This is a genomic window from Coleofasciculus sp. G2-EDA-02, from assembly GCF_040226375.1.
GTDB lineage: Bacteria > Cyanobacteriota > Cyanobacteriia > Cyanobacteriales > Coleofasciculaceae > Coleofasciculus.
This window is the reverse complement of sequence record NZ_JAVKEW010000219.1, coordinates 1-15,077: the sequence shown is the minus strand read 5'-3', so window position 1 is coordinate 15,077 and position 15,077 is coordinate 1. Positions and strand designations below refer to the sequence as shown.

Genomic DNA, 15,077 nt, shown 5'->3' with positions numbered 1-15,077 from the left:
AGGTTCTATGAGAAAAAGACGCGAGATTTTCGCCCCCCACAGCCGTTCAAGGCAAAAACAACGAAAACGACAAATCGCTCTAGTCGCTGGAGTCGGACTCGTTGCTCTCATCTGGGGAGGAACGCTTATAGGAGGTGAGTATACCAGGAGTCTAGGTCAATTGACCATCTGGCTGCCTTTTGTGGAGCATAACTCCTTTAGCCCAGAAAAACAGAGTAACACAGAGGTTTTGCGACTTGCGTCCTGGAATGGGAACCAGCGCCGAGGTAAACTCGAAGCGATCGCACAAGGAAAACGTTCCATTGATAGATCTCGTGCGCGTTATCTTTTGGCAGAGGATTTAATTGAGCAAGGCAAGGGCAAGGAGGCGCTGCGTTGGTTAGAGGGCTTGGAGTTGGACTATCCTGTACTCGGCGGCTATATTGCAGTTAAACGCGCCCAAGCTTACGAACTGATGGGCGAGAAAATCAAAGCCTTAACCGAATGGCAAAACCTGCTGCAACGCTACGCGGATCAGCCCGTTGCGGCTTATGCTCTTTATGCTCTTTTCTCCCAAGATTCAACCTATCAGGACGACGAGATTAAATCTTTGTCCGCTAATCTGGGTTGGCTAGAGAAAATCCAGCAGATTTATGAACCACCCGCCGACGATCCCAAATACTGGGACAAGGCAATCGCTAACTATCCGTCTCATCCGCTGATTCTAGAATTAGCACAGCAGCGCCTCCAAGACAATCCAGATCAGCCTGAGTTGATGCTGCTTTTGGCTCGCTATGCCTTTGACACCCCAGAGGTCACTTCAGATATCACGCCTATCCTAGACCAATTGGTGGGAAACTACAGTAGAGCAGTTGACTCCGATGATCAACCCCTAATTAAACCCGATGACTGGCAAATGATCGCGGTGGGCTACTGGCGAGACCGGAAATATGGGCAAGCTAGTGCGGCTTATGCCAAAGCTGCCAAGACTTCCAAAAATGCCTATTTAGTAGCCAGAGCCCTCAAATTCGCCCAGAAGTACGCGGAAGCAAAACAGGCATACAAACAGATGGTGCGTGATTTTCCCGACGCCAAGGAAACACCCGCCGCCCTGATTGAACTGGCGCAACTGGAACCGGATATTGAGGCAGTTCCTTATCTGGACGAAGTCGTTGAGCGCTTCCCCGAACGCGCCGGTGAAGCCCTTTTGGTTAAAGCTGAAACCCTGGAACGCCTAGGTAGTGATAAAGCAGCCGAGCAAGCCCGAAAACAATTGATCGATGACTATGGCGATTCCGACGCCGCCGCCGCCTACCGCTGGCAAGTCGCGCGGTTGCACGCTAAATCTGGCAATGTAGAGGCAGCTTGGGAATGGGCAAAACCAATTACCACGGAAAATCCTCATCGCTTCCTGGCACGTCAGGCTGGCTTTTGGGTGGGCAAATGGGCAAGGGAATTGGGACGCCGACAGGATGCCCAAACCGCATTCGAGCAGGTGATTACCAATCACCCCCAGTCTTACTATGCGTGGCGCTCTGCTGTACAGCTAGGTTGGGATGTGGGCGACTTTAAAACAGTCCGTCAACTTGATCCGAAACTGGTTCTGCCGAAAACCCGACCCGTACTACCAGGGGGTTCACCCGCTCTCAAGGAACTCTATTTACTCGGGTCTGACCAAGATGCTTGGATGCTGTGGAGAGCCGAATTCCAAAATCGCCTAGAACCCACCGTCGCCGAGCAGTTTACCGATGGCTTGGTGCAGTTGGGGATAGGAGATTACCTGAGTGGCATTGCTACCATTGCCAGCTTAGAAGATCGGGAGACACCCGAAGAACAAGCTCAGTACCAAGACTTGCGGGAAAAATTCACCTACTGGCAAGCGCTCTACCCATTTCCTTTCTCAGACGAGATTGCCACCTATTCCCAAAAGCGTGAACTCAATCCTCTATTAGTGACTGCCCTGATTCGCCAAGAATCTCGCTTTGAACCAGATATTCGTTCGGGCGCTGGTGCTGTGGGTTTAATGCAGATGATGCCCAGTACCGGGGCGTGGGCGGCAGAAAATATTGATATGGAGGATTATTCTCTGGAAAATCCAGACGATAACATTAAATTGGGAACCTGGTTTCTGCGACAAGTTCACCAATCTTACAACGACAACTCCTTACTTGCGATCGCAAGTTACAACGCCGGTCAAGGGAATTTGGCAAAATGGCTGCGACAACAAAGCGCTGGCGATCCTGATGAGTTTGTCGAATCCATTCCCTTTGATGAAACCAGAGACTATGTAAAGCAGGTGTTTGGTAACTATTGGAATTATTTACGGCTGTACGATCCCAAAGTTGCCGAGCAAGTCGCCCAACATTCTCAGAGTCAGTCAACGGCAATGCATCGGTAAGGGAGTAGGGGGGAGCAGGGGGAGCAATGTAGAGACGTGCCATGCTACGTCTCTTAGCAGGGGGAGCAAACATTCAATTAATGCTTACGCTGTGTACCAGAAACAGCAATATACTGATACAGTTATAACGATAGAACTGTCAATTATGTAATTCAATTAACAGGGAATGGATTCGACTGCTGATTTGCCAGGGGCATTGACTACCCTTGACCAGAGTCCAGTCGTCGCGACTTCTGAGCTCAGGAAAGTTTATCGCACTGGCTTTTGGTTGAATCAAAAAATTGAATCACTCAAAAGTTGCTCTCTCTCCGTTGAGCCGGGAGAGACATTTGGCTTGCTCGGTCCCAACGGGGCAGGGAAAACGACGCTATTGAAAATTTTACTCGGCATTGTCCGTCCCACCTCTGGACGGGGTTGGCTGATGGGAAAACCCATTGGCGATCGCCAGGTGAAGCAGCGAATCGGTTATTTGCCGGAAAATGCCTATTTCTACGACTATCTGACAGGCTGGGAATTCTTGCAACTGACTGCCGGATTGTTTCAAATCCCCAAAAGTCGTCAACGTCAACGCATTCCCCAGTTGCTGGAATTAGTCGGATTATCAAAGTCGGCGGCGAAAAAAAAGCAGTTGCGACAGTATTCTAAGGGAATGCTCCAGCGCGTCGGCATGGCACAAGCCCTGATCAATGACCCTGATGTGGTATTTCTGGATGAGCCGATGTCGGGACTTGATCCGATGGGACGCTATCAGATCCGGGAAATTATTCTCTCACTTAAGCAGCAAGGTAAAACTATTTTCTTCAATAGCCATGTTTTATCAGATGTCGAGAAGATTTGCGATCGCGTGGCGATTCTGGCGGAGGGAGAGTTAATTTGTATGGGCACCCTGGATGAACTCTTGGGTGTGGCGACTCATTACCAAGTTCGCGGCAAAGGCGGTAACATCGACATTCTCCAACGCTGGGTTAAGGAACTGGCATTCGAGGAAGATAGCTGGTACGGTGAACTCAAAGGTGAACCCCAAGAATTTATTGCCAGTCTGCGCCTGATGGGGGCGCAATTAATTGAGATCACCCTAGCACGTTCCTCTCTAGAGGAATTTTTCATGCAGCAGTTACATCAGAGGGGGATTGAATCAAGTCATTAGCTGAGGGAGCAGATGCATTCGTAGGGGCGAAGCATTCGCGCCCAAATCTATCGGTTTTCTATTCAAATTTCAACGCGAATGCTTCGCCCAATGACCAATGACCAATGACCAATGACCAATGACCAACGACCAATGACCAATAACAACTAGACAATGATCCTAAATTTGTTTTACACTCATAGATTATTTACTCATTTGAAGATCTACCATAGGTTGGGTGAACCTATTGTCAGGATATACAAAACTCATAGAAAAACCGTTAATCATTTAGTGAGGGTATCTGGTGCGTTACCAAAGTATCTCTAAAAAAGAAGTCAAACAAAAAACCGTTACTCGTCGCACAGGTGCTTACGCCCTGATGGACAGTCTGAAGCGTCATGGGGTTGACCATATTTTTGGCTATCCCGGTGGTGCGATCCTACCGATTTACGATGAATTGTATCAGTGGGAAGAACGAGGGGAACTTCAGCATATCCTAGTTCGCCATGAACAAGGTGCTGCCCACGCGGCTGATGGGTATGCTCGGGCGACAGGAAAAGTGGGTGTCTGTTTTGGCACATCGGGTCCTGGGGCGACAAACCTGGTGACAGGGATTGCTACCGCCCACATGGACTCGATTCCCTTGGTAGTGATTACCGGACAGGTGGCACGGGCGGCGATTGGTTCGGATGCGTTCCAAGAAACAGATATTTTTGGCATTACACTGCCGATTGTGAAGCATTCTTATGTAGTGCGTGACCCCCGTGATATGGCATGGATTGTAGCCGAAGCGTTCCATATTGCCAATACTGGTCGTCCGGGTCCGGTTTTAATTGATGTACCCAAGGATGTAGGCTTAGAAGAATTTGACTATACCCCCGTTGACCCAGGTATGGTTAAGTTGACGGGGTATCGTCCTACGGTTAAGGGAAATCCCCGGCAAATTAATCAGGCATTGCATCTGATCCGAGAGTCCCAGCAACCTTTACTTTATATCGGGGGCGGTGCAATTACTGCCAATGCCCATGATCAAGTTAAGCAATTGGCAGAAACGTTCCAAATTCCCGTCACGACGACGCTGATGGGGAAAGGGGCATTTGATGAATCCCATCCGTTGTCTGTGGGGATGTTGGGTATGCATGGCACGGCTTATGCTAACTTTGCCGTGAGTGAATGTGATTTATTGATTGCCGTCGGTGCGCGGTTCGATGATCGCGTCACCGGGAAGCTGGATCAGTTTGCTTGCCATGCTAAGGTGATTCATATCGATATTGACCCGGCGGAAGTGGGCAAAAACCGCGCCCCTCAAGTCCCGATTGTGGGCGATGTGCAGCAGGTTTTGGCTGAGTTATTACGGCGCTATCAGGAACAGGGAATTTCGGCTGAACCTAACCAGACTCAGCCATGGCTTAACCGGATTCAGCGTTGGCGTCAAGAGTATCCTTTGGAAGCGCCGCAGTATCCAGATAGTATTTCGCCTCAAGCAGTGATTGTGGAGTTGGATCGGCAAGCCCCTGATGCCTATTACACCACGGATGTGGGTCAACATCAGATGTGGGCAGCACAATTTCTGAAGACGGGACCACGCCGTTGGATTTCCAGTGCAGGTTTAGGCACGATGGGCTATGGCGTCCCCGCTGCTATGGGCGTGAAGGTTGCCCTACCCGATCAGCAAGTGGTTTGTGTGGCGGGCGATGCTTCGGTACAAATGAATATTCAGGAGCTAGGGACTTTATCACAGTATGGCATTAATGTCAAGACTGTGATCATTAACAACGGCTGGCAAGGAATGGTGCGCCAGTGGCAAGAGGCGTTTTATGGACAGCGGTATTCGTCCTCGAATATGGAAATAGGAATGCCGGATTTTGCCGTCTTGGCTCAAGCTTATGGGATCAAGGGCATGGTGGTGAAGCATCGAGACGAACTCAAGGACGCGATCGCTCAAATGTTAGCATACGATGGTCCGGTGCTGCTGGATGTCCACGTCACCAAGAATGAGAATTGTTATCCGATGGTTGCACCGGGTAAGAGTAATGCACAAATGATTGGATTGCCAGAACGCAGTCAGCCGGAACAGATAGCCGAGGTAGTCGATTGCAGTAACTGTGGTACTCAGAATCAGACTACAAATCATTTCTGCCCAGTTTGTGGGACGAAACTGTAATCAATTATTGGAAAATTGGATAGAGAAAAAGTCTCCTGCGGTTGTAGGGGGCTTTTTTGATGCTGTTTTCTCGATTGTGGGGATGATTTGAGGATTCTACAATCCAAAATTTGCTTCTCTAATATAAGGTGGTATAATTTTAATAATAAATTAATCTTATAGTGATAGGAAAGCCTTCCAAGTCACCTTGGAAGGCTGTGTCGTTCATTATCGAAAGGAATCTCAACTCCTCTATATCAGCATAATCCCCACCTGTGACAGGCTTGTCACAACGCTATGACAAGCTTGCGATCGCGTAATGTTGCTGAATATCTCTAATTCCCTTGTAGTCAAGGCTTCAACCCTTCTGACCTTCATTAGTGTGATCAGGCTCCCCGTCTTTATCGGGCGGGGAGTGTCAAGCTAATAGTCCTCAAATTCAATAGAATCGAGCAGGCTAATACTGATTGGGGAGACTTTCTGAGTCATTTCCGGGGAATTTGAGAATGTATCATTCTCGATGTAGAGATAGTCGCACTGGGGAGAAGGTGGATGGGTTGGTGTAGGCGTACTGTTTTGCTGATCTCCTTGTTGCTCTAGAATAGAACGATGGTAAGTAAGCCAGCCCTCGTTAACCTGTTGGATATGGCGCAGTTCATGTTCATTGGCGGTAAACAACCAATGTCCATCCGAATCAAAGGCAAACACACTCGCTAGATGACAGTGACAGGATTCGTAATATCTCAGACAACTCCCAGACGCAGAACATTGACTCTCGAAAAAAGGACAGTGTATTGTCGAACAAACATTAATTGTGGCTTGTGAGCCGATAGTAACTTTCATAGATTCACCCCCGCATGGGTTTTGGCTGAAGCAAAACTCTCCAGCTCTTGAAATGTAATGCTGTATACCTCAATGATATTTTCTGTCTTAGACAATTGAACACCGCAAATCCCCGGAAATTACCCTAGGCTTTCTAAAAACAGGTTAGGGATCTATGGAAAGGTGCAGGGGTGCAGGGGGAAAAGTCTCCCAACCACCAGATGATGAACAGGAGAAACAGTTAACGTTAATGAAAGTCCGACTACTTAACGAATAATAATATCCACCTCAGAGACTCCCGATCGCTCAGCTTGCTGACAACGCTCCTGATAGAATTGAACCACGCGATCGCGATCATCCCATTGCCACAGTTGAGTGAAAACCTGCTGCGCCTGGGCAAACTGTTTCTCCACATACAGATGCACCCCCCGTTCAAACTCCGTCCGAGTTTGTCGCTTTAGTTCAATCAGTGGTGGCGAGTTACTATCAAACACCTCAAAGATAGCGATAGGTTGGCGTTTTCCTTTCACCGTCACTCGACCCAAGAAACGATAACTATAATGGTGAGCATTTGTCAAACTATTTAACGTTTCTTCGCTAATTAAAATCTCTACCCCAAAAATCTTAGTTAACCCCTCCAAACGCGATGCCAAATTTACCGCATCCGCAATCACCGTCGTATCCATCCGTTGAGACTCACCCACCGTTCCCAACATCAAACTCCCTGTATGCAAACCAATACCAATCGCAATCGGTTCATACCCACAGATTTGACGGTTAGCATTATACAAACCGACTTGTTTTTGCATCTCAATTGCCGCCTGTAGTGCATCATCAGCCATCTGGGGAAATAATGCCATCACCGCATCCCCAATATATTTATCAATAAACCCGCGATAATGGCGAATTACTGGACCCACGCGACTCAAATACGAATTCAGAAAGTCAAAATTTTCTTTCGGTGACAATTGTTCCGACAAACTGGTAAACGAACGAATATCGGCAAATAAAATAGACATTTCTTTTTGCACCTGATCCCCTAATTGCACATCCACAATACTTTCCCGTTCCAAAAATTGCAGAAACTCATAAGGGACAAACCGTCCATAAGCGGCATTAATTTTAGCTAAACGAAGATGGGTTTTAATTCGGGCTAACAATTCATTCTTTAAAACAGGCTTAGTTAAATAGTCATTCGCGCCAACCGCAAACCCCTCAACCAAATCAGAAATCTGGTTCTTTGCCGTTAACAAGACAATCGGCAGTTCATTGGGCAGAAATTGTTCCCGCAGTTTTTTACACAGTTCATACCCCGTCATTTGCGGCATCATTATATCTAGCAAAATTAGATCCGGTTTAAACCCTAAGCGAATCAACTCTAACGCTTCCAAGGCACTAGAAGCTTGAGTAATCGCATAATTTTCCAACGACAGATGATTGACAATTACCTGAAGATTTGTGGGTTCATCATCCACAATTAAAATGTGGAATGTCCCCTCTGGGGTAACAACCGCATCTTGAGCGATAAGAATACGATCAGGGCTAACCGTTCGCGGCGTATAATCTTGAACCTTAGACAGTTCTACAGAGGGTTTATCCTCAACTTTCCCCTGAGATAAAGGCAGAGTAAATGTAAATTGTGACCCCACTCCTACCGTAGACTCAACCTTTATTATACCGCCGTGAAGTTCAACCAATTTTTTCGTAATTGCCAAACCCAATCCCGTTCCCCCATAGTGGCGAGCAATTGAGCCATCGGCTTGTTCAAAGGATTCAAAAATGCGATCAATTTTGTCTGGTGGAATACCAATTCCCGTATCAATCACATAAATTTCTAGCATATCATTGACTGGCGCTGCCGAGACTTCAATCGTTCCCTGTTCCGTAAACTTAATCCCATTACTCACCAAGTTGTATAAAATCTGCTGCACGCGGTTTTCATCAGCATCAACAGGGGAAATCTCTGGATTAATGCTATTGACTAACTCGACCGGTTTCTTACCCATTAACGGTTGAGAAATGGTTAAGACAACATGGGTAACTTCTCGAATTCCGATAGGTTTTATATTCAGGTGCAGGTTATGGTGTTTAAGTTGGGATAAATCGAGTAAATCATTAACAAGCTGGTGCAATCGCCTACCACTTGACACAATGAGAGACAAGTTAAACTGAGTCGCATCAGATAGGGTTCCCGTCGCTCCATCAATCAACGATTCCGCAATGCCAATAATCCCATTGAGTGGGGTTTTGAGTTCATGAGACGTATTGGCTAAAAATTCATCTTTAAGCTGATCTAGTTGTCGTAATGCAATATTTTTAGCTTCTAATTCTATGGCATAGTTTTGTAGCAGGTTACGCGCTTGGATAAATTGACGCTCTAACAGAACGCCCAAGGTGAGAATAAAAGTTAATGTTCCCCAGGGATAAAGTTTTTGATGCCAGTTTATCCACTCTAGGCGATAAATCAAAATATCATTAATGGCAGATAGGGTAAGCATACTAAACCCCAATGTAAAGAGTTTAGCTTCAATGTTACCCGTCAAAGAAATTTGCACCGCCTTGGTTAAAATAATTATCGCACTGGCTAAAAACAAGAATTGAGCAAAAGTGACTGTTTGACTCCAAGAAAAGGTGTGAGTGATGACTAAAGTAAACGCCGCCACGGCATAAGCGAGATGAATTTTCCAAAGATGGCGAATAATAGACTGGCATCTCATCCTAAATATTTCTTGAAAGAACAGGCAACCACTCACAGGAATCAGATAAAATGATATATATTCCCAGAAACGTAGTAATTCTAAATAAGTGATAAATACAGGAATAAAAAAAGACCGCGATAGCGTGTATATACCGATCGTTGCTGTCAAAATACCAAAGTAAAAGTATGATTTTTTTTCTGGGCGACTTAAGGACAATCCGAGAATAATTACTCCTAACACAAAAAATATAATGCCGAGTAATGAATCCGTTTGCTGCTGGAAAAAGCGTTTAATCACAGCCTTATGATTACCAAGAAAAACGCGATCAAATAAGCCGATATAAATTGAAGAATTTTCTCCGACATGCACCCGAAACAAGAGAATTTTATCCTGAAATCCTGACTCAAGTTGAACGAGGGGTAATTTATAGTCTGTCAGTATAGCTTGATTAGCAGCATTGAGTGACCATTGACGATAGAGATGTTGATCCTCTAAGTATACATCTAATATATAAGGTACAGCGCCCAAATAAAGAGTCGGGGAGTGCCATTCTCCAGCGGGTAAAGGAACACGCAACCACAAAATATGGACATTTTTATCCCTTGGTTTTTGGATTTTTTCGGGAAACTGAAATGACTGCCATTGTTCAGGAAATATCTGATTATGCGTCCATTCTGAAACCCTGGGTTGTTGTTGAGAAAAATCACCCCAATGATATTGCCATCCCTGAGTGATTTCTACCAGTGACGATGAAACTGGCGCGACTGGAGATTGAGCTGAACCAGATACCGTGTAGACGACTAGGCAACTGAATAGTGTTAAAATAAATGCGCCTAGATACGAGATTCGAGGTTTTTGAGGTAGCCGATGTCGCAATTGCTTCCACCGTTGCTTTTTCCATGCACCCCTAGTCATAGTAGAGTCCCTGTTGTGATTGCTGCTATCCTATTTCTATTGTGAGGCAAGCTGACAGACTTTGGCAGCATCTATACATCTGTGAATCTACTCTTGCGGAGTTGGTTGGCTCACCCGACAAAACAATGGTCTTTATGCCACAATGGACAGATAAGTAGCTGAGAAAAATTACAGTTAACCCTGGGGATTGTCTTATGTCTTATGTAAGGGTTTGAAATATATTTACAGAAATTAATATAGTTGGATTGATTTCCACTAACCTCTTTACTCCAGGTTCTAGTCAACTTAATTTCCCCATTGATGATTTTTAGTTGTGGGTAATTATTGATGTCTATGCGTTGATAGTTACATATTAATTATTGAATTGTAAATATATAAAAGTTTATAAAAATTAGTTATTCAGTAACTTTCTGTACTACCCATAAATTTACAATTTTGTCAATACATAAAAATTCAGGAATTCAACCCAATTCCCCTAACGCCCCTCGACGAATAATTTCTGTCACTTCCGTTGCCATCCTAGCATCCAATTCCACCACCTCACGCTGGGCATCCCTGGGTTCTAAACGCTTTGCCCCCTTTAATGTCATGCTAAACGTCACCAATTCTGGCACACCCATTGTACTTGGTTGAATAAACTGAACCAACGCCACATAAACCGCTTCCGCCCGATTCCGCATCTGAGTTACACCATTCCCCAGTTTAGAAATAATCACCGGAGAACTAATTTTATCCTGTAAATCTAAAGCATCTAATCCCCCATCCGTTAAACGCGCCGCATCTGCACCCATCGCCCGAATCACCGATTCTAAACTATGCCATTGGGCACCCGGTAGCCGTGAGAATTGGGGGATGCGATGATGCCAACCTAACATTGAGATCATCCGGGTTAAATCATAAGCTGTAATTGTATTTTCGCCGCGATGCTGTTCCGAGACACCTTTGAGGATTACGTTTCGAGGACGCCACAATCCTTGAGGCGGTTGCGTTGATAATTCTGGTTGCGGAATCAAGGGTTCTTCCCCATACCGTCCAGTAAAAATCAACTCTTGATTTCCAGTCATACTTTTCAGCCAATTCTCTAACTCGGCGGGAGTCAAAAATTGCTTTAACATTGCCGCTAGGGAGTTAGATGAAGCAATGCGATTTTCGTAGGATAAAATATCTTTAAGCACATCATGGAACGATAATTCTCGGTATTGTCCGCTTAAATCTCTGCCTCGAATCAGGCAGTTATCAATATCTATTTGAAAGGCGTTGGTATTGCTGCGAGAGACAACATTGAGAATGGGAATAATTTTACTACTACTCCAAAACTCCGTTTTACTCAGGGCATTTCTGCCTAGCCATTTGGTTTTGAAGTCTCCATTAACAAAACTACCCACACAGAGACAGGCTTCAGTAATCTCTGGATGCAAAAAGCTTAAGCCTTGGTCATCAATATCGGGGAGTTGTCCCACGGGGGGGAAAGGTTGGAAGTGGGTGGTATCTTTGGTGACCGAAACCAAAGTTTTGCCATCGGGCTTTTGCATCAGACGGGCGGCATAGTCTTTGATTTGGGTTTTGTAGACAGAGGTGTCAATTCCTTTATAAAATAGGGCGGGTTCATCAATTGTTCCCTTGACGGACTCTTTTAAGAAAGTTTTATAAATCGTTTCTTTATCGGTGTCTTTTAGAGAGAGGAGGGATTTTGTGTCATCAGGCAGTAGTTTTTGCACCCACCCTTTCCCAAATTTATTACTGTCCATATTATTCAGGTAAACCGATTTACTGAAATCAGTCATTGCCTGTTCTGTCCGCTGACCATAGGCGCCATCCAGCCAGGAACCACCGGGGTAAAATCCTAGGCGATTCAGTTGGGTTTGGATTTGCTTGACTAACTCTGGGTCAGTCTTCAGGGTATCTAAGTGAATCACGACATCGTGATGAATAATATCTGTGAGTTTCATTAGGGTATTGATTAAGGGTTTTAATTTAACGATCAATTATAAACCAAATTGCTGCCAGAGGTTCCGGCGTCAATAGGCTGTCTTGTTATTTACAATTCATCGAGAGTAATTGATTAACGGTTCAGGTGTAAATATAAAAAAATTGGTAAAAAGCTTTTGCTTACCGCAGTTATCAAAGTCTCAAATTATCTGGTAGTTTTGGCAGTCGGCGGGGTCGGAGAAGGTGAAGCATCTTCTGGCGAACATTGGGGTAGGTTTCGCGGTTAAAGTTGGTGATGTTGAAAGTCTTGTTCCCCCCTTTTGAAGGGGGGTTAGGGGGGATCTAAAATGAATAGCACGACTCCTTAAGGTTGGTGGGCATTGCCCACCCTACCTTGTATCAAGGATTTATTGTATTGCTGCTAACCTGTTAAGTATTTACCCGCGTTTTTTATCGCTTTAATTATTAATTTAACACCCTTGGCTGAAAACAAAATCTTTCCTGATGAAAAATGATTTTACCTTTCTTCTAAAAAGTCCACAAAAAAGACATAGAAGTTTACATTTTGGCGATCGCTATTCCCTGGATCAGCCCTAAAAAAATCAGCCAGTCTGTCATCATATCATATTGAAGCCAAGGGTTGCAAGACTTGAAACTGAGACTTTAACCATTCATACCAACCCTCTAGCCCAACTCCTGTTTTTGCCGAAACCTGAAACACCTGCATCTGAGGATTAACCGTTCGTGCATACTCAATACAGCGTTCCACATCAAACTCTACATAAGGCAACAGGTCAATTTTAGTCAGAATCATCACTTGGCTAGCGCTGAAGATATGAGGATATTTAATCGGCTTATCATCGCCCTCCGTTACCGATAAAATCGCCACCTTTGCCTGTTCACCTAAGTCAAATAAGGCGGGACAAACCAGATTACCCACATTCTCAATCATGACCACAGAATTAAGAGGAGGATTGAGTTGAGTGCAACCCCGTTCCACCATCGCCGCTTCCAGATGACACCCCGTTCCCGTATTAATTTGTACGACTTTACACCCCGTTGCTTGAATTTTCTGGGCATCATTCGTCGTCGCTTGATCTCCCTCAATCACATTAATCGGTAATTGTGCCTGTAAATCTTCAATCGTGCGCGTCAACAACGTAGTTTTGCCAGCCCCCGGAGAACTAACCAGATTCAGCGCCAACATATTACGCCCTTTAAACCATCCCCGATTTTGGGCAGCTATCAGATTATTTTTTCCTAGGATATCCTGTTCAAGAGAGATTGTCGTACCATGAACCTGGGCGTGAACTTGGGAGGCTTCATGGCTGTGATTTCCTGGAGAGTCGTGAGTGTGAGTATGGGTGATGACTCGACCATCGGGCAATGTGTGAGTATGGGAGTGGCTAGAGGTAGAGGAGTGAGTGATAACAGTCCCATCGGGTAGAGTATGGGTATGCATGGGGTCATGACTGTGGTTAGCAATAGCGACAACCTCCCCCGTTTCCGGATTGGTGAGAGTAGTGTCAGCGCCATCAGAACAGCCGCAGGTTACACACATGGTTCGACCTCCATTTCCTTAATTTTCAGTTCTTGACCCGATATTATATCCAGTTCCACACTACCGCATTCACAGATACCAAAGGGTTGATCTAGGGGAATGTGGGCATTACAGTGACGACAGCGACCTATACCCGGAATTTCGATAATATCTAAGGTTGCCCCTTCTAAGGGAGTGTCCTTGCTGCAAACATCAAAACAAAATAGCACCGCATCGGGCATTATTGCGGCTAACTGACCAATTTCCAGGCAAACTCGTCGCACTTTCGCCCCCTTAGCGTGTTCGGTAACGATATCAACGATATTTTGCGTGATTCCCAGTTCGTGCAATGGTTTGTTTCCTGTTCCCTCACATCTATTCTCTTTTAAGCCCTGAATTAAAATTCGGGCTAAAACCCGTTTTAACGGGTTGAAAGGCTTAATTTAATTTTACCTCGTTGTGAAGGTTTATCATTCTTGCCCACCCGACATAAAATCTTAACTGAGGACTAACTGAACCCATCACGCTCATATTGAGTTAATCCAGGAAATAGCGGTGCTTGCTGTTTATGGTATTTTGCTAGATAATCCCGGAATGATGTCCCCCCAGTTCCTATCTCTACACCTACGAGTTTAAGTTGTTGTACAGCGAGCGCAAGATGGAATTGATGAAAGCGGATTTGCAAATTATCGTAAGTCCGCATATTATCCAAAACTGGACTCCCATGAGGGTGGTTCAAGAGAGAGAAAATCTGTTCGGCTGTCGTGCTGCCGGGACTTCGTTGCAGTAGCGTATCGTAATAATAGGCGAGATTGTGATTGTGATAGCGCTCAAACCATTGGGCAATATCACTACCATAGCGGCGCTCAAACTCGGTTTCAGCAATATGAGGATTGCCAGTAGCGTCTCTGGTTCCTCCTTGCCAATAGTTTCGCACCCCGCTCATAATTTCTAAATGGCGAAACTGGAACGACTGAAAACCACTTGTCGGACCAATGGTTGTCCGAAACTCAGCAAATGCCCGCATTGTCTTGAGAATGGGCATTGTTGTTAATACTACTTCATAAAGGCGCAGAATTCGGGGGAAAAAGTAACAGGCTTCGCGAGTATCCCCGATAATCGGATCAGTATCATCGGCAATTGCTTGCCCTAATGCGGCTAAAACTCGCTCCATATCAAGGATCATTTGATGGAACGCTAGTTCGCAAATCTGATGGACGGCAATAAATAAGTCTTCGTCTTGGGACGCGGTGAGCGGACGCTTGCAACTCAGTAGCGCCTCTAGATTATGATACGTCCAATAGTGATTTTGAGTAACGTCTAGGGTTGGATCAAGGGGAGGTAAGGGTTGGGTAGGCTCGGATTGAGGCATAGTAGAGACTGAGTGCGATCGCTATTCCTCTAATCGTTAAATCAATGGACATTTCTTTCCTTTGTGGACATAAGTATAACCGTCAGCTTTCCAGATTGGCTCGAAATACTTCCAGTTGATGCTTTGCAGTTTCCCTTTTGCTGTAGTCAAGTCA

General features: G+C 45.3%; 9 protein-coding genes. 3 read left to right on the top strand and 6 right to left on the bottom strand.

Annotation, left to right across the window (positions count from 1 at the left end; translation table 11 throughout):
- Positions 1–7: 7 nt before the first annotated feature.
- The 3 genes from RLO19_RS25630 (at position 8) to ilvB (ending at position 5,667) form a co-directional block, all read left to right on the top strand.
- Positions 8–2,377, top strand: a complete 2,370-nt coding sequence (locus RLO19_RS25630) for a transglycosylase SLT domain-containing protein (RefSeq protein ID WP_446360222.1) — start codon at positions 8–10, stop codon at positions 2,375–2,377.
- A gap of 166 nt (positions 2,378–2,543) precedes the next feature.
- Positions 2,544–3,524 carry an ABC transporter ATP-binding protein gene (locus tag RLO19_RS25625; protein ID WP_446360221.1) on the top strand — a complete coding sequence of 327 codons (981 nt, stop codon included), beginning with the start codon at positions 2,544–2,546 and terminating at the stop codon, positions 3,522–3,524.
- Between the two features lie 283 nt (positions 3,525–3,807).
- Positions 3,808–5,667: a biosynthetic-type acetolactate synthase large subunit gene (ilvB, locus tag RLO19_RS25620; RefSeq protein ID WP_446360220.1), complete on the top strand. Its 1,860-nt coding sequence runs from the start codon at positions 3,808–3,810 to the stop codon at positions 5,665–5,667.
- A 402-nt stretch (positions 5,668–6,069) separates the two neighbouring features.
- Here ilvB and RLO19_RS25615 read toward each other — a convergent pair whose 3' ends face one another.
- The 6 genes from RLO19_RS25615 to RLO19_RS25590 all read right to left on the bottom strand — a co-directional run bounded on the left by RLO19_RS25615 (position 6,070) and on the right by RLO19_RS25590 (position 14,923).
- A complete protein-coding gene (locus RLO19_RS25615; RefSeq protein WP_446360219.1) occupies positions 6,070–6,489 on the bottom strand; it encodes a hypothetical protein in 420 nt (139 codons plus the stop codon).
- Positions 6,490–6,734: 245 nt separating this feature from the next.
- Positions 6,735–10,082 carry an ATP-binding protein gene (locus tag RLO19_RS25610; protein WP_446360218.1) on the bottom strand — a complete coding sequence of 1,116 codons (3,348 nt, stop codon included), beginning with the start codon at positions 10,080–10,082 and terminating at the stop codon, positions 6,735–6,737.
- A 461-nt stretch (positions 10,083–10,543) separates the two neighbouring features.
- A complete protein-coding gene (locus tag RLO19_RS25605; RefSeq protein WP_446360217.1) occupies positions 10,544–12,067 on the bottom strand; it encodes a peptidoglycan-binding domain-containing protein in 1,524 nt (507 codons plus the stop codon).
- Positions 12,068–12,633: 566 nt separating this feature from the next.
- The gene (hypB, locus tag RLO19_RS25600; RefSeq protein WP_446360216.1) at positions 12,634–13,572 is read right to left on the bottom strand and encodes a hydrogenase nickel incorporation protein HypB; all 939 of its coding nucleotides are present in this window, start codon (positions 13,570–13,572) and stop codon (positions 12,634–12,636) included.
- Complete coding sequence (locus tag RLO19_RS25595; protein WP_446338092.1) at positions 13,563–13,901, bottom strand: hydrogenase maturation nickel metallochaperone HypA/HybF; 339 nt, start codon at positions 13,899–13,901, stop codon at positions 13,563–13,565. Before RLO19_RS25595 ends, hypB begins: the two co-directional genes overlap by 10 nt.
- Before the next feature lie 158 nt (positions 13,902–14,059).
- Positions 14,060–14,923, bottom strand: coding sequence for a tryptophan 2,3-dioxygenase family protein (locus RLO19_RS25590; RefSeq protein ID WP_446360215.1), 864 nt, complete (start codon positions 14,921–14,923; stop codon positions 14,060–14,062).
- Positions 14,924–15,077 lie beyond the last annotated feature (154 nt).

Bases quoted from the DNA above. Each gene is read 5' to 3' on its own strand.
- RLO19_RS25625 (WP_446360221.1), top strand. From the start codon at position 2,544: ATGGATTCGACTGCTGATTTGCCAGGGGCATTGACTACCCTTGACCAG.
- RLO19_RS25610 (WP_446360218.1), bottom strand. From the start codon at position 10,082: ATGACTAGGGGTGCATGGAAAAAGCAACGGTGGAAGCAATTGCGACAT.
- RLO19_RS25630 (WP_446360222.1), top strand. From the start codon at position 8: ATGAGAAAAAGACGCGAGATTTTCGCCCCCCACAGCCGTTCAAGGCAA.
- RLO19_RS25615 (WP_446360219.1), bottom strand. From the start codon at position 6,489: ATGAAAGTTACTATCGGCTCACAAGCCACAATTAATGTTTGTTCGACA.
- RLO19_RS25590 (WP_446360215.1), bottom strand. From the start codon at position 14,923: ATGCCTCAATCCGAGCCTACCCAACCCTTACCTCCCCTTGATCCAACC.
- hypB (WP_446360216.1), bottom strand. From the start codon at position 13,572: ATGTGTGTAACCTGCGGCTGTTCTGATGGCGCTGACACTACTCTCACC.